Origin of the sequence: Wohlfahrtiimonas chitiniclastica DSM 18708 (genome assembly GCF_000375345.1) — a bacterium.
GTDB lineage: Bacteria > Pseudomonadota > Gammaproteobacteria > Cardiobacteriales > Wohlfahrtiimonadaceae > Wohlfahrtiimonas > Wohlfahrtiimonas chitiniclastica.
The window spans coordinates 378,481-400,120 of record NZ_AQXD01000002.1; the positions used below are offsets into that span (position 1 = coordinate 378,481).

The window sequence follows — 21,640 nt, forward strand, 5'->3', positions numbered from 1 at the left end:
GAAGTGGGGAGAAAAAATAAACCAGCGCCCATGATACCATGCGATGAGAATAAATACGAAAGTGCGCTAAAAGGCGGCGCTTTGAGGCGGTGGGAATAAATAATTGCACGAATTTGAAGTGATGAAGCTTTTTTGTGTTAGAATTTCTCGGTTTTTATCATAAAAACATCACACAATTTATTTGTTTAGCTATGTTTAGGTTTAAGGAGTAAAAATGGCTATTGAACGTACTTTCTCAATCATCAAACCAGATGCTGTTAAAAAAAATGTTATCGGTAAAATTTATGACCGTTTCGAAGGCGCAGGTTTCAAAATCGTTGCGGCTAAAATGGTTCATTTGACTCGTGAAGAAGCAGAAGGCTTCTACGCTGTGCATAAAGAACGTCCTTTCTTCAATGACTTAGTAGAATTCATGATCTCAGGTCCTGTAATGATGCAAGTATTAGAAGGCGAAAATGCAATCGCTAAACATCGTGAAATCATGGGTGCAACAAACCCTAAAGAAGCAGCGCCAGGCACAATCCGTGCAGATTTCGCTGAAAGCATTGATGCAAACGCTGTTCATGGTTCTGATGCCCCTGAAACAGCCGCAGTTGAAATTGAATATTTCTTCGGCCCAAATGCTGTAGCACCTGTTAAAATCTGTGATCGTTAATTTTTAGGTAAAGTGAAATAAGTCGTGAGTAAAGAAGTGGAAAAGAATTTGTATGGTTTAACATATCCAGCAATGCTCGAGCTCTGTGAAGCGATTGGTGAAAAGCCTTATCGTGCCATGCAGATCATGAAATGGGTCTATCATAAAGGGGCAAGCTCCATTGATGATATGACGGATATTTCTAAAAAAACACGTGAGAAGTTAAAGTCACGACTTGTTTTAGAGTTGCCGAAGGTCTTGCTTGACAAGCCTTCTAACGATGGTACACATAAGTGGCTCATTCAATTAGAATCTGGCAATGCCATCGAGATGGTGTTCATTCCAGAGGATGATCGTGGGACACTGTGTGTATCTTCACAAGTCGGTTGTGCCCTTGAGTGCTCATTTTGTTCAACTGCGCGCCAAGGCTTTAACCGCAACTTAAGCACCGCTGAAATCGTCGGGCAAGTGATGCTCGCTAAACGCTTATTAGGCGAATATGAAGGCGATGTGCAGCAGAGTCAAAATCGACGTGTGACCAATGTGGTATTGATGGGAATGGGCGAGCCCCTTTTGAACTTTACCAACGTCACCCAAGCGATTGACATCATGCTCAATGATTATGGTTTTGGCTTATCTAAACGCCGTGTGACGCTCAGTACATCTGGCGTTGTGCCTGCATTGTATCGCTTAAAAGAGGTCTCAGATGTCTCTTTAGCCATCTCATTGCACGCACCTTATGATACCTTGCGTAATGAGCTTGTGCCCATTAATAAAAAATATCCGCTTGCAGAACTTTTAGAAGCGTGTAAGGCATACATCACTGAATCTTCTGCGTATCGTAAGATCACTTGGGAATATGTGATGCTTAAAGATGTCAATGACCGCGAAGAGGATGCATTTGCCTTAGCAAAACTCATTAAAGACATTCCGGGTAAAGTGAACTTGATTCCATTTAACCCATTTCCGAATTCAGGTTATGAGTGTTCATCCATGAACCGCATCAACCGTTTTCGTGAAATTTTGCAGCGCCAAGGCGTTGTGACAACCGTTCGTAAAACCCGTGGCGAAGACATTGATGCTGCGTGTGGTCAGCTTGCTGGCCGTGTGAACGACCGAACAAAGCGCACAAAAACAACAAATTCTTGATACAATCTTTCGGGTATTGATCACTTTAGAGAATATTGAAGGGGTAGATTCATGCGTTATATCGCAGTGTTATTGCTTTCATCGACATTATTAGCGTGTACAACAACGCAAGGCACAGGACAAAGCGGTCAGCGAGTGAAAACCATCACCGCAGAAGCCTTGCCAGACAATGATCGCTTAACGTATCAAATGGGCGTTCAATACATCGAGCGCGCAGAATATACGGTGGCAGAAGAAAAATTATTAACCCTCGTGCCTAAATACCCGAATTTTACTGAGCTGTTTGTGATGCTTGGCGTGGTGCAAGAGCGCCAAGGCAAGCGCACAGATGCGTTGAATTTTTATTCAAAAGCCATTGCGACCAACCCAACCGATCGCATGGCGATTAAACACTATGCACGATTACAGTGTAATCAATATGATAAAAATGCACCGAGTCATTTAGCGCAGATTGCAGACAATGCAATGTCAGAAGTGAAAGCTGGCATGAGCAGCGGTGCGGCGGCTTGTTATTTGGTGCATAAAGATCCTGTCAATGCCAATCTCTATGCTGACAAAGCCATTGCAGCGAATCCTCATTATGGGGACAGCTATTTCTTTAAAGCGATGGCGGCTAAAGACCTTAAACGCTATCAGGAAGTGTTTCCTGCCCTTGATCGCTATCATGATGAATATGGCTATGAACCGGCAAGCGTATATTTAGGTTTAGAAGCGGCAAAACAAGCCCGTAATAAAGCTGAAACAGAGAAATATGAATCTGTCTTAGCCCGTTATCAATCATAACTGTTTGTATAGACAAGAAGAGACCTTATGGCAAAAGAAGAGTTGATGCACAAGTTCAAAGAGGCTCGTGAAGCACGCAATGTTTCATTGCAAGATGCTGCCCGCGTCCTTTCACTGCGTGTTCAAGTGCTGCAAGATTTAGAAGATGGACGTTACGAACAATTAGGTGCGATGATCTACATTAAGCGCTATGTGAGAAAGTATGCCGATTATTTAAAGCTTGATCGTGATGAGATCGAAGCGTTGCTTGCAAAAGTTGACGATCCATTTGCTAACAATATGCACAATGAAAGTTTGATCCGCGCGCAGCTCAATGAAGAAAAGCGCATGGTTCAGCGTTCATTTTTCAAATGGTACATGTGGATTTTATTGATTTTATGTGTGATTGGCACCGCTGCCTATTTCTTATATGGTGAGAAAACAGCAGAATTATTTAACATTAAACCAACACCCGATCACATCATCAATTATCAAGAGACAGAGGCAGAGGTGCCAGCTGAAACGGTGACCTCAGAGATCGAAGCCCCGATCGCCACAGAAACCGTGACCGAACGTGTTGCGCCCGCCCCTAAAAAAGTTGAGGTGGAAGTGCCCGTTGTGGCGGCGGTTTCAACCGTGCCTGTTGCAGCCATTGATACGAAGTCTGCGTTGTCTGATTTTGAGCTCGATCAAATCATTAAAACCGGCAAAATTGAGTTGGCCAATCAAACAGACGCTGCATTAGATGCGGTAGATCAAGCGCAAAAAGCTCCGTTACCTGAAGGTTTTTCTGCATTGTCTTTAACCCTTGGGCCTTCTGAGTGTTGGATTCAGATCAAAGATAAAAATCAAAAAGTGGTGATGAATGAAGTGCTCGCAGGTAATGCCACATATCATATTGAAGGAAAAGCGCCCTTTTTTGTACACATGGGCAATGCCAAAGCGATCGATCAAATGGTTTTAAATGGTGAGGTGGTGGATGAAAAAGTGTATCGTCCGACTGCCCGAACAACTGTGTCAAAAATTAAGTTAGAAGCTAAGGAAGAGAGTTAATCATGGGTCAGAAGATTCAATCAGTCAAAGGGATGCACGATGCATTGCCCACACAAACAGCGAAATGGCAATATATTGAGAGTTTATTGCGCCATCTATTTGCTCAGTATGGTTATCGTGAGATTCGCACACCGATCGTTGAAGAGACCCGTTTATTCACGCGCTCTTTAGGTGAAGTGACTGACATTGTGGAAAAAGAGATGTACATCTTTGCCGACAGTGATGAAAAAACCAGTTTAGCTTTGCGCCCTGAATTGACGGCGGGCATTGTGCGCTCTGGCATTCAGCATGGTTTGTTTTATAATCAAGTGCAAAAAGTGTGGCAGATCGGTTCGGTGTTCCGTTATGACAAGCCACAACATGGCCGTTATCGTCAATTTAATCAAGCAGACATTGAAGTCTTTGGCATTGAAACGCCGGATGCAGATGCCGAAATTTTGGCAATGATCAACCGTTTATGGCAACAATTGGGCGTGGCTGATTATGTGACCTTAGAGATCAACTCAATGGGCACAGAAGAGTGCCGCAAGCGTTACCGTGAGGTGATCGTTAAATATTTTGAAGACAACATTGAATTGTTAGATGAAGACAGCCTTCGCCGTTTAAAATCGAATCCGCTTCGCATTTTGGATTCCAAAAATCCTGCGATGCAAGCATTGCTCAACAATGCACCAAAATTATTGGATCATTTGACAGAAGATTCAGCAGAACACTTTAAAAAATTGTGTCAATATTTAGATGAATTGGGCATTCAATATGTGATCAATCACCGCATTGTACGTGGCATGGATTACTACACGCGTACAGTGTTTGAATGGACAACCGATAAACTCGGTGCCCAAGCCACCATTTGTGGTGGTGGTCGTTATGATCGCATGGTGGAAGAGCTTGGCGGTCATAAAACACCTGCCATTGGTTTTGGTTTAGGGATGGAACGTCTTTACTTATTGTGTGAAGAAGTGGAAGGTTTAAGCGCAACGCACACGACAGATTTAGTGGCTGTATTGCTCGGGCAAGATGCGAAAAAAGCAGGTTTGCCTTTGATGGAAAACATTCGCTCAGCGTATCCAAATTATTTAGTGACGACGGTGCTCGGTGAAGCAGGCATGAAGTCACAAATGAAAAAAGCGGATCAAAGTGGCGCGCGTTATGCCATGATTTTGGGTGAAAATGAGCTCAACAATGGCATCGTGATCATGAAAGATTTGCGTCAAAGTGGTGAGCAAACAGAAGTGGCCATGAGTGATGTGATCGATTGGTTAAAGAACATTCAAGCATAATTTTAAGGGGTCGAGATGAGTTTAAATCAACTTGAGACAGATGAGCAGCGCGCAGAAGCCCTCGTGGATTGGCTAAAAGCCAATGGCCTACTGATTTTTGTCGCTTTGGTTGTGGTATTTGGTGGCATTATTGGTTGGGATTATTATCGTGATCATCAGCGCCAACAATTGATCAAAGAGGCCGCTTATTATTATCATTTTGAACAAGCTTTGAGTGATGGCAAAATCAATGACAATGCATTCAAAGCGTTGCAGCAAGATAAAGCCACAGGATTTGTGGAATTAGCGGTGTTGCAGCAAGCGGGTTTAGCAGCGAGTCAAGATCAGTTAGATCAAGCGATTGCAAGCTTAACGGCTGAAATTGCGAACATTAAAGAGCCTGTGATGAAGGATTTATACCGTTATCGCTTAGCAAAAGCTTTGTATGCACAAGGCGACTACGAGAAGGCATTGAATGAGCTGAGCAACATTCAAACAGAGAGCTATCAAGGCTTAGTGAAAGCCTTACAAGGTGATGTGTATGTGAAAGAAGGACGTTTAGACAATGCCAGAGCTGTCTATCAAAAAGCGTATGAACTTTTACAATCGCCCATCATTCAACGAAAAATTAATCAGCTTGGCGCAAAATCCTAACGCTGATCTTGAGCCGATAAATTGAAGGATTGACAATGAATAAATTAAAAATTTCCGCAGTATTGATGGCCAGCATCGCCATGACCGGTTGTTCAGGATTTTTTGTGGGCAAAAGTAATGCGCCGGTGCCAGCGCCCATTGATGCTTCTGTTAATGCTTCAATGGTGCGCACCGTTTGGAGCGCATCGGGCTTAGGCAATTCACAAGAAACAAGTTTGCGCTTTACATTGGCCGATGGTCAAGGCGTGATTTATGTCGCCAATGCCAATGGTTCTGTTTCTGCCATTGACAGCAGCAGTGGTCAAAAACGCTGGTCCACAAAAGTGGATGCCTTATATACAGGCGCAGCCACAAATGGCAATTTAGTGTTTGTGGGCACGCAATCTGGTAAGTTGGTGGCATTGTCTGCTCAAGATGGTAAAAAAGTGTGGAGTGCTGATTTATACGGCGCTGCAAGCACCTCACCTGTGGTGGCGGACAATCGCGTGATCATCCGTACAATTGGCGGCTCTGTGGAAAGCTTTGATGCACAAACAGGTGATCAATCTTGGGCTTATATGGTACAAGTGCCAGAAATTGCACTCCGTGGTGGCGCAGCCCCCGTTGTAGTGGGCAAGCATCTATTGGTGCCAACGGATTTAGGGCTCATTGGCTATTTAAATGTGGACACAGGCGCTGTTGTCTGGGGTCAAAAAGTGGGTGAATCCCGTGGGGGTACAGCGATGGCACGCATTGTGGACATCGATGCTGAACCCGTGATTGACCAAAATATTGCTTATATTCCTGTGGCGCGCTCTGGTGTGAGTGCTGTTGCTCTGAACAATGGCCGTAAACTTTGGGCAACCAAAGCCGCAGGCGCTTATGCAGGTTTAGCGGTGGATGCATCACGACTATACGTTGCTTATGATGATGGCAATGTGGGTGCATTATCGAAGAGAACAGGGCAAGAAGAGTGGAAAAGTGAGGCGTTATATGCCCGCCACTTAACCAACCCTGTATTGATTAATGATCGCATCGTTGTGGGCGATAATGAAGGTTATGTCCATGTGTTAGATAAACACACAGGTCAGCGCCTTGGTTCGACGAAAGTGGCGAAATCTGGTTTCATGCCGGATGTATTGCCGCTCAATAACGATGTGATTTTCCAGGATCATTCCGGTAACGTTTACCGTATTACGATTTAATTTATGAAAGACTTACCAATTATTGCGCTTGTAGGGCGTCCGAATGTCGGAAAATCTACGTTATACAATGCATTGACCCGTACGCGTGATGCGCTTGTGGCCGATCAGCCTGGTTTAACCCGTGACCGTCGTTACGGCATGGGGCGTGTGGGCTCTGAAGAATCTCCGTACATTGTGCTTGATACCGGTGGTTTATCAGGTGATGACAGCAATCACATGGATAACCTCATTGCAGGCCAAGTGTGGAAAGCGGTGGAAGATGCTGATTTAATTTATTTTATTTTAGATGGTCGCAACGATGTGACGGGCTATGATGAAGAGATCGCAGCGATGATTCGTCGCACGAATAAACCTGTGGTTGTTGTGGTGAATAAATCTGAAGGCAAAGATGAAGATTTAGCCATTGCACCTTTTTATACCTTGGGCATGGGCGATCCGATTGCCATTTCAGCAGCGCACAATCGTGGCATTTTGGATTTGGTTCACTCCACATTTGATCGTTACCCTGATTTAGCCTACGAAGAAGAAGCTGAAAGCGAAGAGTTTGATGATGAAGATGAAGAAGAGGATTTAGGTCCGATTCGCTTAGCGGTTTTAGGTCGCCCGAATGCAGGTAAATCCACACTCATTAACCGTATTTTAGGTGAAGAGCGTGTGCTTGCCAGTGATGTTGCAGGTACAACGCGTGATGCCATTGAAATTCCGTTCGAGAAAGAAGGGCGTGAGTTCATCTTGATCGATACCGCAGGGATTCGTCGTCGCAGCCGCATTGATGACAAAATTGAAAAATTCAGCGTCATCAAAAGCTTAGAGGCAATGCAAAAATCGAACGTTGTGGTGTTTGTGTTTGATGCTCACGAAGGTTTATCGGATCAAGATGCGGGCTTACTTGGCAATGTGTTAGAGTCTGGCCGTGCGTTGGTGCTTGCAGTCAATAAGTGGGATCATCTGCCGGATGATGAACGCGAATGGATCAAGCAAGAGTTCACGCGTAAGTTTGCCTTCATTGACTTTACAAAGCCGATCTTCATTTCCGCTTTGCATGGTTCAAATGTGGATAAAGTATTGAAAATGGCCATCAATGCCTTTGACAATGCCATGAAGAAATTCACCACCAATGAATTGTCAAACATTCTAGAAGCTGCTGTGCACAAGCATCATCCGCCAGTGGTACAAGGTTTAGCGCCAAAATTACGTTATGCGCACCAAGGGGGTAAAAATCCGCCACGCATCGTGATTCATGGTTCGCGCATCACGCATGTGAAGCCGGATTATGTGCGTTATTTAACCAATACTTATTTATCACAATTGAAGCTAGAAGGCACACCAGTGCGTTTAGACTTCCGTTCGGGCGACAATCCATATGCGGTGGAAAAAGCGCAAACTAAAGTGCAGGCCGATAAACAAAAGCTTGTCAATAGTAAGGGTAAGCATTTGAAACAAAAACGTAAGTAATACAATAATAAGGAACAGTCTATGTGTGGAATTGTTGGCGCCATCGCAGAGCGTAATATTTGCCCTGTGTTATTATCCGGTTTGAAGCGATTAGAGTATCGTGGATATGACTCAGCAGGGGTCGCATTGATCGATCATGATGAGCTCTTTCGTGAACGCAGTTTAGGTAAAGTGGCTGCATTAGAAGCGAAAGTGTTTGAGCATGGCATCAAAGGCTCTCTTGGCATTGCTCACACGCGCTGGGCCACACATGGCATTCCTCATGAGCGCAATGCGCACCCGCATGTCAGCGGTACGATTGCGGTGGTGCATAATGGCATCATTGAAAATTATCAAGAATTAAAAGCGACGTTGGTGAGTGCTTATCAGTTTGATTCTGAAACCGATACTGAGGTGATTGCCCATTTGATTCATCATTATCGTGCGCAAGGCATGTCGTTGTATGAATCCGTGCAAGCGGCGCTTGAGCAGCTTGAGGGCGCATTTAGCATTGCGGTGGTGGATTCAACCGTGCCAGATGAACTCATTGCTGCGAAAAAAGGGACACCACTTGTGGTGGGCATTGGCATTGGTGAATACTTCATTGCCTCTGATCCTTTTGCATTGTTGCCTGTTACGAATCAATTCATCTATTTAGAAGATTTTGATTGTGTGAAATTAAAGCGTGATGCGTTGGTGATTAAAGATAAAGCAGGGCGCTTTGTGGAGCGTGCAGTTAAGCAATTGTATGCTTCTGATGATGCGGCCGATAAAGGTTTATATAAGCATTACATGCTCAAAGAGATTTATGAGCAGCCTAAAGCCCTCAGTGATACGTTGCAAAATCGTCTCAAAGTGGATTTAGCGCAATTGCTTGGTTGTGATGCTCAAATGGCTGATCAAATTGAGGCGGTGCACATTAACGCATGTGGCACAAGTTATCATGCAGGTTTGGTGGCAAAATATTGGTTTGAATCCATTGGCATTGCGTGCCATGTGGAAGTGGCGAGTGAATATCGCTATCGTCAAAGCGTGACGCCGAAAAATACGCTCTTTATCTCCATTTCTCAATCAGGGGAAACATTAGATACGATTGAGGCATTAAAATTGGCGAAACAAAAGCCATTTTTAGGGTATTTAGCGATTACAAACAGTGCAGACAGCGCCATTACGCGTGAGTCTAACTGGACCATTTTAACCCATGCAGGGCGTGAAATTGGTGTGGCATCCACAAAAGCATTCACCACGCAATTGACGGTTTTATTGATGCTTGCGGATGCATTTTCTCATCACAAAGATCATGCGATGAGTGATGCTTTAACCTCATTGCCATTTTATGCAGAATCCATGCTGGCACTTGATGAAACGATTGAAAAAATCAGCGCAGAGTTTGCAGAATCCACCAGTGCTTTATTTGTGGCACGTGGAATTTTGTATCCGATTGCGATGGAAGGTGCATTGAAGTTAAAAGAGATCTCTTACATTCATGCAGAGAGCTATCCTGCCGGCGAATTAAAGCATGGTCCATTGGCGTTGGTGGACAAAAATATGCCAGTCATTGCCATTGTGACAAAAAATGCGTTAACGGATAAAATGATTGCCAACCTTGAAGAAATCAATGCTCGCAATGGTCGCTTGTATATTTTCAAAGAGCGTTCTGTGACACAAACCATCGGCTTTGGCCATGAGATTGAGTTGCCAGAAATGCCAGAAATGAGTGCACCCATTTTGGTGTCCATTGCTTTACAATTATTCTCTTATCATGTTGCCTGCATTAAGGGCACAGACGTGGATCAACCTCGTAATCTCGCTAAATCTGTGACGGTTGAGTAAGAAAATATCATTCTATTGACTCAGTTGTAAGCGAGTAATAAAGTTTCATCTTAAGTAATAAAGTATCATCTTAGGTAATAAAGTATCATTCTATTGACGCAATGAATACCTCTTGCTATTGTTTATTGTAATAATGGCAAGAGGTTTTTTTATGCTCTCAAAGAATCAAGAAAAGTGGCTTAAAGAAGGTCGAGGTCAAGGTGAACTAGCTGATTATAAACCTTGGATAAAAATTTCTGATATATCTTCATCAGGCCGATCACATCGTGTTTTTGGACATAAAACAAGACGTACTCATCATTTGATGTCAGATTTAGAATTAGCAATATTTTTATTTCTCGAGTGGAATTCTAAAGTTATAGATATCCGAGAGCAATTTCCTCTTAAATTTGATGAGACTATTGAAATTGCAGAGTACATACAGGTAAAACATCCTGCAATTGGAGGCAATGTTCATGTTATGACATCAGACTTTTATGTTGTTAGCTCTGATAAAAAATTTAGTCAACTTGTTTTGCAGGCAAAATATGCAAATGAACTAAAGAAACCCCGAGTCATAGAGAAATTAGAGATAGAACGTCGATACTGGAATTCTAAAGGTATTCCATGGCAGATAGTTACTGAAAAAGATATACCGAAAGCTATTCAAAATAATATTAAATGGCTTTATCCAGAGGTGAGAGAAGACAGGTCCTTTGATGCTCAAGGTAATTTAATTTTTTACGCTAATGAACTTGCTAAATATCCAGATAAAAAATTTATTGATTTGTGTAAAACCATAGATACTGCTTACTTCCATGAGGCAGGTAAATCTCTAAAAGAGCTAAGAACTCTACTAGGGTTGAGATTTTTTACATTTGATCTTCGTATAGATTTTAGAAAATTGAAATGTAATGATATTCAAATAAGTAACTCTCATTATTGGGAGTTGATATCTGAGGAGCTTAGATATGCTGCGAATCAATGATGTTTACAATAACCAAGGTAAAAATTTTAGAATTTTAAAATACTTGTCTGAAGATACTCTAGTTTGGATAGACATCGAAAAAGCCAAAGCGCTACCAGAATTAATCTCTTTAAGAAATTTAGTTGAATTGATAGAAGATGGAAGCTGTTATTTAATAGATGATCCCTTTAGTTATTTATTATTAGAGTCTCCAAAAGAAGGTACTACTGCTCAAATTAAAAGAGATAAAAATTTTCAGCTAATACAACCTGTTATTTCAGATGCTTTGTATTATCAACCAGAGACACGATCTCGATTAATTAATAATATTGTAAGCAATGATGGGTGTACAAATCAAACACTTTACCGTCTTATCAGAATGTACTGGCAAAGAGGCCAAGTGCCTAATGCACTACTTCCAAATTATAAAAATTCTGGGGCAAAAGGTAAGAAACGTATTGCCAAAAATAAAGAGTTAGGTAGGCCTAGAGTTTATAAGAAAGGGATGACTGCTGTGATTAACGAAGATATAGAAAGGCTTTTTTCTATCATCATCAATAAATACCTATTAAACGATAAGAAGTTTCCCGTTGTTTATGCATACCGAAAATTTAAGGTAATGTATCGTTCTCTAAATTCCGAAGCTAAAGAAGAAGATTTTCCTAGCATCTGGCAATTTAAATACTTTTATAGCAAGAATTTTACTTCTGTTCAGAAACTTAAAGCTAGGTATAACAAGATTAGCTATAACAAAGATGTGAGGCAGTTAAAGTCAACAGTTAATATGCAAGTTCTCGGCCCTGGTTCACGATATGAAATTGACGCTACAATTGCAGATATTTATCTGGTATCTGATTCAGATAGACAGAGCATTGTAGGTCGTCCAGTGATTTATTTTGTTACAGATGTATTCAGTCGTATGGTAGCAGGTTTTTATATTGGATTTGAAAATCCTTCCTATGCTACAAGTATTCAGGCTTTAGAAATGGCGGTATCAGATAAACAAAGTTACTGTAGCAAATATGGCATAAACATCACAGATGATAATTGGCCATGTATAGGTTTACCTGATGCTATTCTTGCAGATCGTGGTGAGCTATTGGGACATCAAATTGAGACCTTGGAAAAGAATTTTTCAGTTCGAATAGAAAATACACCGCCTTATCGTGGTGATTTAAAACCTATTGTAGAACGATATTTTAAAACCATGCAGGCAAAGTTTAAGCCATTTGCTCCTGGAGTAGTCACGGGGGTTAAAGAGAAAAAAAAGGGTGGAAATGATTATCGTTTAGATGCTGCTTTAACAATCTCAGATTTTAAGAAAATTATTATTAATTCAATTTTAATGCATAACAATACTCATCAATTAAGTTACTACGACAGAGATAGTGATATGCCTGCTGATTTACCCTTAGTTCCTATTGAATTATGGAATTGGGGGATACAGAATCGCACAGGCAGGCTTCGTTCGGTGTCGGCGAAAGCTTTATATATTGCGTTATTACCTCGAAAGAAAGCTACATTTTCAGATTTAGGTATTAAGCTCTTTGGTAATTATTATATTTGCTCTGAAATTAGAGAGCACGGGTGGTTACATCGGAAAAATACAATTAATAGACCCAAGTCACTTGAAGTTGCGTATGATCCTTTAGATGCGGATACAATTTATATATTTTATGAGCAAAATAGTCTTAATTACTGGAAGGCTCATCTATCTGATCGCTCAAGAGAGTTTAAAGGTTGTAGTTTTTGGGAAGTGTGGCAAATACAAGAAGAACAGAAAAAAACAGCAGCTTATCAGGAACTTAAAAGTAGTTTAGCATTGGAAATGCTTGAGCAAGAAAATGAAAAAATCATTCAGGAAGCCATCAATGCCAAGCCAAGAATAGTTAAAACCAAAGCAGATCAGTTAGCAAATATTAATAATAATAGGAAGAAAGCAAAAGATGATGAGCGTAAAGATAGACGAAAAAATAAAAGTCAACAAGGGACGTTAATTAGGTTATCTACAAGGAAGGTAGATAGTGATAATAAAGTAGACTTGAGTGATGAAGATTTAGCACTTAAATTTCCTATTTATCATGATATTTTGTCTGAAGATGATTGATTAGAGAAGGTCAAGATAATGATGATTAATGCAGTTTATAAAGAAAGTTTTGGTGATTACAAGGGGAATCCATTTATCGAGGCATTACCTCATATTTTAGAGCCAGTACAGGTGGCTAAAATCCTCAAGGGTCATATTGACTTTAATCAATCTGATTGCCAAGCGTCCTCATCTGCACGAGCCCATTTGATTTCTCAGATGATGGGAAAATTTTTCCAACCTATTGACCGACATATTGATCTTGAGAAAAAATTATCAATAATGATTCGCCAAGGCTATGTGGGGCGTAATCTTAAAGATGGATCACTGAATACTCGACTTCAGAATGGTTATGAACGTTTGATGTCAGGCAAAGATGATGTTGTTTGTTTTCCTCAAGTAAATTCTACGGCTCTTAGTTTAGCATTTATAGGTTGCTCTGGTAGTGGCAAGACAACTACGCTTAACAAAATTCTATCAACTTATCCTCAGGTCATTTATCATCCTGAGTTTAATTTCACCCAAATAGTTTACCTAAGAATAGATTGTCCTCATGATGGCTCTCTTAAAAGCCTTTGCCTTCACTTTTTTAGAGCTATTGATCAAGCCTTAGATTCTAATTATGAACAGAAATATGCCTTAAAGCGTCACAGTGTAGAAACCCTACTCAATTTAATGCGCCAAATCTCTAATCATCATGCCATAGGACTTTTAGTCATAGATGAAATTCAGCATCTTAGTGTTAATAAATCTGGTGGTGCTGAAAAAATGTTAAATTTTTTTGTGACACTAGTAAATACTGTAGGTCTTCCAGTGATTATGGTGGGGACCCCCAAAGCTAGATTTATTTTTGAGGGAGATTTAAGATCAGCTCGTCGTGGTGTAGGTTTTGGCTCTATTTTCTGGGAGCAGATGGCTCAAGAACCTAATATGACTTTGCCAGATGGTAGACTATATAAATCCGAATGGAATAGTTTTACAGATAATCTATGGAAATACCAATGGTTAAAAAAAGTAGATATTACATTATCTGATGAGATCAGAGAGCGTTGGTATGAGTTATCTCAAGGTATTTTAGATGTTGTTGTTAAGCTTTTTGTTCTTGCTCAGTTAAGAGCTATTGATTCGGGGATAGAACGCATTACTGTTAAATTATTGCAAACAACTTATGATGAGGATTTGAAGCCTATTCATTCTATGATTGAGGCCTTAAAGTCTGGAAGAGCTGATAGAATCGCTCAATTTTCAGATTTGGTAGTGCCAGATATAGATAAAAAGTTATTACAACTTCAAAGTAAGTTAGGCCAAGAAAGTGCGGAGTTTGATGAGATATCAGAATATCAAGGCCATGAATTAAGTATTAGATTACATCGTATGTTAGTAGAAATGGGATTGGACTCTCGTCTTTTAATTCCCACAGTTAACAGGGCTGTTTTTGAGTTGCCTGAAGCAGGTATTGCTGATTTAATACCCATCATTTTAGACTGGCTGAAAGAAGATAAGATAGAAATTACTTCATTAAAAAGCAATGTGAAGGCAAAAGGGGGGACAAAAATCTCAAAACCTATTAAGCAGAAAGAGTGGCATACATTAGATTCTGATGACTTACGTTTTCAGTTTACTCAAAGAGAAGAAGGTGAGCCATTTTATGAGTATTTAAGAGATAATACGTCGTTAATTTTTGAGATTGACGATTGGCTACCTAAAGTAGGGTAAATATGATCAATCTTCCTATGCCGTATCCTGAAGAATTAATCTATAGTACAGTTGCAAGGTATAAAATTAGGACAGGGCTGATTAGTCCAAAGCAGCTGTTAGATGATGTTTTTGAAGATAGAGGTGTGGTTGCAACCGTTGATTTGCCTTGTCATTTATCTAAGATTCTTAGTCATTATCCTCAAAATATTTTTAACCTACATCATTTAGTACATCAGCATACTCTTTTTCTTTTGTACGCTCCATTTATTCCTGAAAATAGAAGGCAGGAGTGTTTAAAATGGATGTCTGGATATTCGCAAGGTGCAATACATTTATCTATTGGTCGCAATGCATCTAGGCTTCCTTCCTTAAAGTATATTCGTTACTGTCCCCAATGTTTTGATGAGCAGTTTAAAATACATGGTGAATGGTATTGGGCGCGTATTTGGCAGATTTCAGGAGCTAATTGCTGTATCAAACATGGCAATAAATTAGTAGATTCGTTAATCGAGTATAGACCAGCTTCTCGGCATGATTTTATTGCACCTAATACTAGAAATTGTCTAATATATAAGCAAGAGAGTGCTAGTGAATATGATCTGTTTATTACATCTAAGATAGCTGAACTATTATCTTTAGGTGTTCAAGTTTCTCCTGATTTAATGCAATGGACAGCCTTTTATCAAGGTTTAGCTCGCTCCTATGATTGTATTAAGGGTTCTCAACATATAGATCATCAGCGTATTATAGAGAAAGTAAAGAAAAGGTGGTCGTTAGAATTTTTAGAGCAAAATAACTTAAATAAGCTTGATTGTGAAACAGGCTGGCTTCGAGGTATTTTTCGAAAGCATCGTAAGTCATTTAGTTATATGGAACATATTATTGCTATTGAATCTATGTTAGAAGGTCAGGCATGGACTTTTTCAGAAATTATCGCTGAAGTAAAAAATCAGCCATTTAAACAGCTTCTATATAAAGACCAAACTAAAAATATACATAAAGTTGATATGGCAATGATTGAAGAAAATCGTAATCTTTGGTTAAAGTTGATAGAGAATAATAAGTCTTCTGTTAAAGAAGCTAGGAAAGCCCATCAAGCACTGTATGCCTGGTTGTATCGAAATGATCAGCAATGGCTTATGAAGACTAATAAAAGATATCATCAGTATTATATACCTAAAGGACTCATAGTTGACTGGGAAAAGCGAGATGTTGAGTTAGTAAAATCTTTGATTAGCCTAGATAAGCAAATTTATATGGATTTAATATTGCCTCGTAAATCCAAAAAATGGTGGATGCAACAAATTGGTGCTGTTTCTCTGATTGAGAAAAATTTGGATAAGCTACCCAAAGTATCCAAATTTTTAGGTCAATGTAGTGAAGATATTAGTGATTATCAAATAAGGCGGTTAAGTCGAGTTTTAATTGATAGCTTTTTAAACAAAGAATATCTACAGCGTTGGGAAGTGTTACGACTAGCTAGATTAAGTGATGAGAGAATTAGTCCTGAAGCCAATCAATTTTTAGCTGAGGTACATAATATTGTGAATCAACAAATTAAAAAGGTGAGTATATGAAAGTAAAAGGCTGCCCAGAAGACTCCCAAATACGGTATATTGCTAATATTTTTAAGTTTCGTGATTTAAAATCGTGGAATATTGAGCTATGTATAAGAAGTGATGGAAAAGATCAGATATTGCATACTCGGTTGTCAAATTTACCAGCTATTGCAAAGAGAAGGATTATAAATCCATCAGATGGGCAATCTCGTAAAGGAGGATATCCATTTATTTTGAAAAATATTTCTACTTCTAATTGGCGTATAGATGTTGATTCAGAGTGTATAGGCAATACCTTTGTATTTGACTATATTACATCAGACGAACCAGCTATAACCGTTCACATACCTCACATAGAGTTTGCACGAGTTTTATTTTTCCATAATACTTATCTTGCGCGAAACTGTATAGATCATGGGCTATTGAATAGAGAATTTTGGGTTCAAGATAGACAAGATGACTTAGTGTTAGTAAATGTATTGCCCATAGGAACTTTGCCTTTAAAAATTTTTGAGAATGAAGGTCAAAGGCGTTTATTAGCATGGATATTACTAGATGATAATGCTCGTTGTTCGTATGAAAGCATCGCTAGGTATTTTATACAAGATGCTAAAGACAATAAAGATAAAAAGGTATGGTATTTTCAATTTGATCCTCCGAAATTAGAAAATATTTCATTAGAGGTTAGAGGCTGGATGGATAAGAAGACTGGTAACTACCATGTTTATGAAATTATAAGTATCAGCAATATTCCATCTCACCTGCCTAAAAAAGTACACTTTTTTAGTGAGAAATTCAAAATTGGTACGGGCGGGAGGGCGAGTGGTGGATCTAGGCCAACTGGTTCATTGGATAGTACTACGATTGATGATCAACAAGAAGCAGATATCGATACTAAGTCAAAAACGATAGATATTCCAACAACCTCCTTTAGTTTTGCTAGTCCTGTCGAAACTCGAAAGGTTATCAAAAAAAGAGTGTCAAGTGCACAAGGAACAGAAAATGAAGAACATAGTGAATTTGTAGAGTTAGATGTCAGTACAGATGAAGCTACGATTGAAGGCACTGCATGTCAAGCAGACTTTTCTGGTCTAGACGATGATAGTGATATTTTAGAACTTTATATGAAAAGATTTGAAGCATTTAAACTACTCATTAAAAGACTTGCAGAACGACCTAATATTCACTGCACTGAAAAATTATATTTTTTATCTGCTGTTGGGCGTTCTCGGCTACATAGAACGATAGACGGTAATAATCGATCTGTGCTTGAGGTTAGAGTTGAGACAGGTGCTGCTCAATTTATCATCTTAGAAATAGATACGAGGGATAACTATAAGTCAGTATCAACTTTGATATTAAAGATTGATGATATCAATGTTTGGAATGAGAATATTGATGAGATATTGAAAGCTATAGTCCAGAAGTCGCTAGGATGGCCGAAAGTTAGTTGTTTAGAAAAATTCGGCACCGTTCATACTTTAAATCATCCTCAAGGCATCTTGGAGTTAACCGAGGCTAGCGAAGATTTTATTAATTGGCAAAGAAGATTATGTCAAGTTTTGAGTATTGTTTAGCAGTATGACTATAGGGCTTATACATTCTGTGATTACTTAAGATATTATATTATTGATTGTTAAAAATAAAACTTATTATTTGTGTTGATTGATTGATTGATTGATTGATTGATTTAGTTATAATTATAAAAAATATTTAACTAGTAAAAGACCATTATTCTATTAAATTTTTCAATATAAATCGGAAGTATAATAAATATGTCAGTATCAGAAGTAGAGGATTCACTGTCAGATCAACCCATTGATTTGGCATTACGAGGATTGGTTTTATTGGCAGGTTTTCATGGCATTGCTGTTAATGCAGAAGATATTAGCCATCAGTATGATGTTGAAGGTAAAGGGCTCACACAATCGCAATGGTTGTTAGCGGCTAAACACCTCGAACTTAAAGCAAAATGCATTAAACAACTCAACAGTCGCTTACACTTAGCAGCGCTCCCAGCGTTAGCATGGCGAGAAGATGGTGAACACTTCATCATTGCCCGGGTAGATGATGAACAAGTATTGATTCATGATTTAAGAACAGGCAAGCCTCAGATGTTATCCCGTGAGGAGTTTGATGTTTGTTATGAAGGTCGCATCATTGTTGTGGCTTCTCGTGCCTCTATTTTAGGCGAACTCCGTAAGTTTGATTTCACATGGTTTATTCCTGCTGTCATTAAATACCGTAAAATTTTAGGTGAAGTTCTATTAATTTCTGTATTTGTACAGTTATTTGCTTTAGTGACGCCACTCTTTTTCCAAGTGGTGATGGATAAAGTATTAGTACATCGTGGTTTAACTACTTTAGATGTCATTGTCATTGGCTTAGTTGTCATTACATTGTTTGATGTGGTGTTGAATGGTTTAAGAACCTATATCTTTGCCCATACCACAAGCCGTATTGATGTTGAATTGGGTGCTCGACTATTCAGACATATGTTGGCTTTGCCCATCTCTTATTTTGAATCACGCCGTGTGGGTGAAACTGTTGCCCGTATTCGTGAGTTAGAACAGATCCGTAACTTCTTAACAGGGCAGGCCTTAACTTCTTTATTGGACTTATTGTTCTCATTCATATTCATTGCTGTGATGCTTTATTACAGCGTTTGGTTAACGATGGTGGTTTTGGCTTCATTACCTTGTTATGCAATTTGGTCTGCTTTCATCAGCCCAGTTCTTCGTGCGCGTTTACATGATAAATTCCAAAAGAGTGCTCATAACCAATCATTTTTGGTGGAATCAGTCAGTGGTGTCGGCACCATTAAAGCGATGGCAGTTGAACCACAAGCAACCACACAGTGGGATAAACAGTTAGCTGCTTATGTTCACTCAAGCTTTCGTGTTACGCGTTTAGCCACCATTGGTCAACAAGGTGTGCAACTGATTCAAAAGATTGTCTCTGTGATGACACTATGGTTAGGGGCTCAACTTGTTATTAAAGGTGAAATGACAGTGGGTCAATTGATTGCCTTTAATATGCTCGCAGGGCAAGTGGCAGCACCGATTGTAAGATTAGCTCAGCTATGGCAGGACTTTCAGCAAGTAGGTATCTCGGTTGCTCGCTTAGGGGATATTTTAAATACTCCGACAGAAAATCCTAAAAGCCAGTTGGCATTGCCACCCATTAAAGGTGACATCACTTTTGAAAATATCGTGTTCCGCTATCGTCCCGATGGCCCTGAAATTTTAAAAAATACTAACCTTACCATTCAAGCAGGTGAGATCATCGGCATCGTAGGTCGATCAGGTTCAGGTAAAAGTACATTAACCAAATTAGTCCAACGGCTTTATGTCCCTGAGCGAGGGCGAGTGCTCATTGATGGCAATGATCTATCTTTGGCTGATCCTGCATGGCTGCGCCGTCAGATTGGTGTAGTGCTGCAAGAGAACTTATTATTCAATCGATCCGTCAAAGATAATATTGCACTCTCTGATCCTGGTATGACATTAGAACGTGTGATGGCTGCTGCTAAATTGGCAGGTGCTCATGACTTTATCATGGAACTCCCAGAAGGCTATGACACCATGGTAGGCGAACATGGTTCCACACTGTCAGGTGGTCAAAGACAACGCATCGCCATTGCTCGTGCATTGATTGGCAATCCTAGAATATTAATCTTTGATGAAGCAACGAGTGCTTTAGATTATGAATCTGAACATGCCATCATGAAGAATATGAAAGATATCTGCCGTGGTCGTACAGTATTGATCATTGCCCATCGCCTATCCACAGTGCGGATGGCAACTAGAATCATTGCGATGGATAAAGGTGTCATTGTGGAAGAAGGTAAACACGATGACTTATTGAAAAAAGAGAACGGTTACTACGCCTATCTCCACCAGTTACAGAATGGCTAAGGAGATTAAACCATGGGATTATGGAAAGAAGGCTTAGGTGCCATGTTCAAACGTTACAAAGAGATTTGGAAAGCCGTTTGGAATATCAGAGAACAATTAGATCCACCAAAACGTGATGAGGATGAACGTGCATTTCTACCTGCTCAATTAGAGTTGGTGGAAACCCCTTTATCCAATGCACCTAAATGGGCTGCACGATTGATCATGCTCTTTTTTGTCATCACTCTTCTATGGGCCATCTTAGGTCATATGGAGGTTGTGGCAACTGCGCAAGGTAAAACCGTATTAAGCGGGCGCAGTAAAGCCATCAAAAGCCTAGAAGATGGTGGGATTGTTAAAATCTATGTGAAGAATGGTGATGAGGTTAAAAAAGATGACCCTTTAGTCACGTTAGATTTCTTAGGTGCGGATCAAGATTATGAAAAAGCAGAGCAATCATTAGAAGCGGCAACGCTTTTAAAATACCGCTCTGAAGCTTTGATTAAAGCACTGCAAAATCAAGAAATGCCACTCATCACAGAAGAAGCCACAGAACGCATCACAATCGATGAACTCAAACAGGCTGAGCAATTGGTACAAAACCAGTATCAGCTGTGGCAATCTCAAGATGATCGTTATGGTTCAGCCATTCGTCAGAAAGATGCAGAGTATCGTACCACCAATGCCCAAGTGGAAAAGCTCACACAAAACATTGAACTCATCGAAGAAGAGCTACAGGACTATGAAAAGCTCAGCAATAATAAGAGTAAAGGTGTCTCTAAACATCAATATAACCAAAAGAGACAAGATCATATCAATGCTAAACATGAATTGGTTTCGCAAGAGAGCCGGCTCATTGAGATCAATGAAGGGAAAATTCAGTTAGAGAAAGAGCGTCAATACACTGAATACCAACTCAAACAAGAGATATTAAACGGCTTGCGAGAAGCTCAAGAGCTGGTTCCTCAATATCTAGCAGATAGCCAACGAGCAAAGCACCGCATGGATCAAGCTCACATTAAAGCGCCAGCCAATGGCACAGTGCAACAGCTGAATATTCATACAGAAGGTGGTGTGGTTTCCCATGGTGAAGAGTTGATGGTGATTGTGCCTGAAGGTGACTTTATGGAAGTGGAAGCATTAGTGCCCAATAAAGATATTGGCTTTATTGAACATAACCAAGAGGTTGTGATCAAAGTGGAAAGCTTCCCATATACTCGATATGGCTATATTACAGGTAGAGTGAAAAGCATCAGCTTTGATGCAATCGAGCATCAAGATTATGGATTGGTGTACCAAGCGATTATTAAACTGGATAAAGACTTTTTAATGATTAATGAAAAGAAAATACCGCTCACAGCAGGCATGAATGTGACGGCTGAGATTAAGATCAGAGAACGCCGAGTAATAGATTATTTCTTGAGCCCACTTCAAACGAAGGTGGGTGAGAGTATGCGTGAATTATAGAAATAAAATTAAAACTGAAAGGAAGA

16 protein-coding genes are annotated in these 21,640 nt (G+C 39.9%); all 16 read left to right on the forward strand.

Going from position 1 to position 21,640, the window contains the following annotated elements; all coding sequences use genetic code 11:
* The first annotated feature begins 214 nt into the window (after positions 1–214).
* Positions 215–655: a nucleoside-diphosphate kinase gene (ndk, locus tag B143_RS0106415; protein WP_008315664.1), complete on the forward strand. Its 441-nt coding sequence runs from the start codon at positions 215–217 to the stop codon at positions 653–655.
* A gap of 24 nt (positions 656–679) precedes the next feature.
* A complete protein-coding gene (gene rlmN / locus B143_RS0106420) occupies positions 680–1,783 on the forward strand; it encodes a dual-specificity RNA methyltransferase RlmN (protein ID WP_018122645.1) in 1,104 nt (367 codons plus the stop codon).
* Between the two features lie 51 nt (positions 1,784–1,834).
* Entirely contained in the window at positions 1,835–2,566 is a 732-nt protein-coding gene (locus tag B143_RS0106425; RefSeq protein WP_018122646.1) for a tetratricopeptide repeat protein, read from the forward strand.
* 27 nt (positions 2,567–2,593) lie between these two features.
* Positions 2,594–3,598: a helix-turn-helix domain-containing protein gene (locus B143_RS0106430; RefSeq protein ID WP_018122647.1), complete on the forward strand. Its 1,005-nt coding sequence runs from the start codon at positions 2,594–2,596 to the stop codon at positions 3,596–3,598.
* A 2-nt stretch (positions 3,599–3,600) separates the two neighbouring features.
* On the forward strand, positions 3,601–4,878 hold the full coding sequence (hisS, locus tag B143_RS0106435; protein ID WP_018122648.1) for a histidine--tRNA ligase: 1,278 nt from the start codon (positions 3,601–3,603) through the stop codon (positions 4,876–4,878).
* Positions 4,879–4,893: 15 nt separating this feature from the next.
* The gene (locus tag B143_RS0106440) at positions 4,894–5,511 is read left to right on the forward strand and encodes a YfgM family protein (RefSeq protein WP_018122649.1); all 618 of its coding nucleotides are present in this window, start codon (positions 4,894–4,896) and stop codon (positions 5,509–5,511) included.
* A 35-nt stretch (positions 5,512–5,546) separates the two neighbouring features.
* Complete coding sequence (gene bamB / locus B143_RS0106445; protein WP_018122650.1) at positions 5,547–6,695, forward strand: outer membrane protein assembly factor BamB; 1,149 nt, start codon at positions 5,547–5,549, stop codon at positions 6,693–6,695.
* A gap of 3 nt (positions 6,696–6,698) precedes the next feature.
* Entirely contained in the window at positions 6,699–8,150 is a 1,452-nt protein-coding gene (der, locus tag B143_RS0106450) for a ribosome biogenesis GTPase Der (protein WP_018122651.1), read from the forward strand.
* A gap of 21 nt (positions 8,151–8,171) precedes the next feature.
* Positions 8,172–9,962: a glutamine--fructose-6-phosphate transaminase (isomerizing) gene (gene glmS, locus B143_RS0106455; RefSeq protein WP_018122652.1), complete on the forward strand. Its 1,791-nt coding sequence runs from the start codon at positions 8,172–8,174 to the stop codon at positions 9,960–9,962.
* 151 nt (positions 9,963–10,113) lie between these two features.
* The gene (locus tag B143_RS0106460; protein WP_008315655.1) at positions 10,114–10,929 is read left to right on the forward strand and encodes a heteromeric transposase endonuclease subunit TnsA; all 816 of its coding nucleotides are present in this window, start codon (positions 10,114–10,116) and stop codon (positions 10,927–10,929) included.
* Positions 10,913–13,015 carry a Mu transposase C-terminal domain-containing protein gene (locus B143_RS0106465; protein WP_018122654.1) on the forward strand — a complete coding sequence of 701 codons (2,103 nt, stop codon included), beginning with the start codon at positions 10,913–10,915 and terminating at the stop codon, positions 13,013–13,015. Before B143_RS0106460 ends, B143_RS0106465 begins: the two co-directional genes overlap by 17 nt.
* 18 nt (positions 13,016–13,033) lie before the next feature.
* Entirely contained in the window at positions 13,034–14,710 is a 1,677-nt protein-coding gene (locus B143_RS0106470) for an AAA family ATPase (RefSeq protein WP_008315653.1), read from the forward strand.
* Between the two features lie 2 nt (positions 14,711–14,712).
* On the forward strand, positions 14,713–16,269 hold the full coding sequence (locus B143_RS0106475; RefSeq protein ID WP_008315652.1) for a TnsD family Tn7-like transposition protein: 1,557 nt from the start codon (positions 14,713–14,715) through the stop codon (positions 16,267–16,269).
* Complete coding sequence (locus tag B143_RS0106480) at positions 16,266–17,828, forward strand: Tn7-like element transposition protein TnsE (protein ID WP_008315651.1); 1,563 nt, start codon at positions 16,266–16,268, stop codon at positions 17,826–17,828. Before B143_RS0106475 ends, B143_RS0106480 begins: the two co-directional genes overlap by 4 nt.
* Before the next feature lie 198 nt (positions 17,829–18,026).
* Complete coding sequence (locus B143_RS0106485) at positions 18,027–20,168, forward strand: type I secretion system permease/ATPase (RefSeq protein ID WP_018122655.1); 2,142 nt, start codon at positions 18,027–18,029, stop codon at positions 20,166–20,168.
* 12 nt (positions 20,169–20,180) lie between these two features.
* Positions 20,181–21,614, forward strand: a complete 1,434-nt coding sequence (locus B143_RS0106490) for an HlyD family type I secretion periplasmic adaptor subunit (RefSeq protein ID WP_008315649.1) — start codon at positions 20,181–20,183, stop codon at positions 21,612–21,614.
* The last annotated feature ends 26 nt before the right edge of the window (positions 21,615–21,640 follow it).

Coding starts and splice junctions, on each gene's coding strand:
- B143_RS0106480 (WP_008315651.1), top strand. CDS start 16,266: ATGAAAGTAAAAGGCTGCCCAGAAGACTCCCAAATACGGTATATTGCT.
- B143_RS0106460 (WP_008315655.1), top strand. CDS start 10,114: ATGCTCTCAAAGAATCAAGAAAAGTGGCTTAAAGAAGGTCGAGGTCAA.
- B143_RS0106425 (WP_018122646.1), top strand. CDS start 1,835: ATGCGTTATATCGCAGTGTTATTGCTTTCATCGACATTATTAGCGTGT.
- ndk (WP_008315664.1), top strand. CDS start 215: ATGGCTATTGAACGTACTTTCTCAATCATCAAACCAGATGCTGTTAAA.
- hisS (WP_018122648.1), top strand. CDS start 3,601: ATGGGTCAGAAGATTCAATCAGTCAAAGGGATGCACGATGCATTGCCC.
- B143_RS0106490 (WP_008315649.1), top strand. CDS start 20,181: ATGGGATTATGGAAAGAAGGCTTAGGTGCCATGTTCAAACGTTACAAA.
- B143_RS0106470 (WP_008315653.1), top strand. CDS start 13,034: ATGATGATTAATGCAGTTTATAAAGAAAGTTTTGGTGATTACAAGGGG.
- B143_RS0106430 (WP_018122647.1), top strand. CDS start 2,594: ATGGCAAAAGAAGAGTTGATGCACAAGTTCAAAGAGGCTCGTGAAGCA.
- B143_RS0106465 (WP_018122654.1), top strand. CDS start 10,913: ATGCTGCGAATCAATGATGTTTACAATAACCAAGGTAAAAATTTTAGA.
- glmS (WP_018122652.1), top strand. CDS start 8,172: ATGTGTGGAATTGTTGGCGCCATCGCAGAGCGTAATATTTGCCCTGTG.
- B143_RS0106485 (WP_018122655.1), top strand. CDS start 18,027: ATGTCAGTATCAGAAGTAGAGGATTCACTGTCAGATCAACCCATTGAT.
- bamB (WP_018122650.1), top strand. CDS start 5,547: ATGAATAAATTAAAAATTTCCGCAGTATTGATGGCCAGCATCGCCATG.
- B143_RS0106440 (WP_018122649.1), top strand. CDS start 4,894: ATGAGTTTAAATCAACTTGAGACAGATGAGCAGCGCGCAGAAGCCCTC.
- B143_RS0106475 (WP_008315652.1), top strand. CDS start 14,713: ATGATCAATCTTCCTATGCCGTATCCTGAAGAATTAATCTATAGTACA.
- der (WP_018122651.1), top strand. CDS start 6,699: ATGAAAGACTTACCAATTATTGCGCTTGTAGGGCGTCCGAATGTCGGA.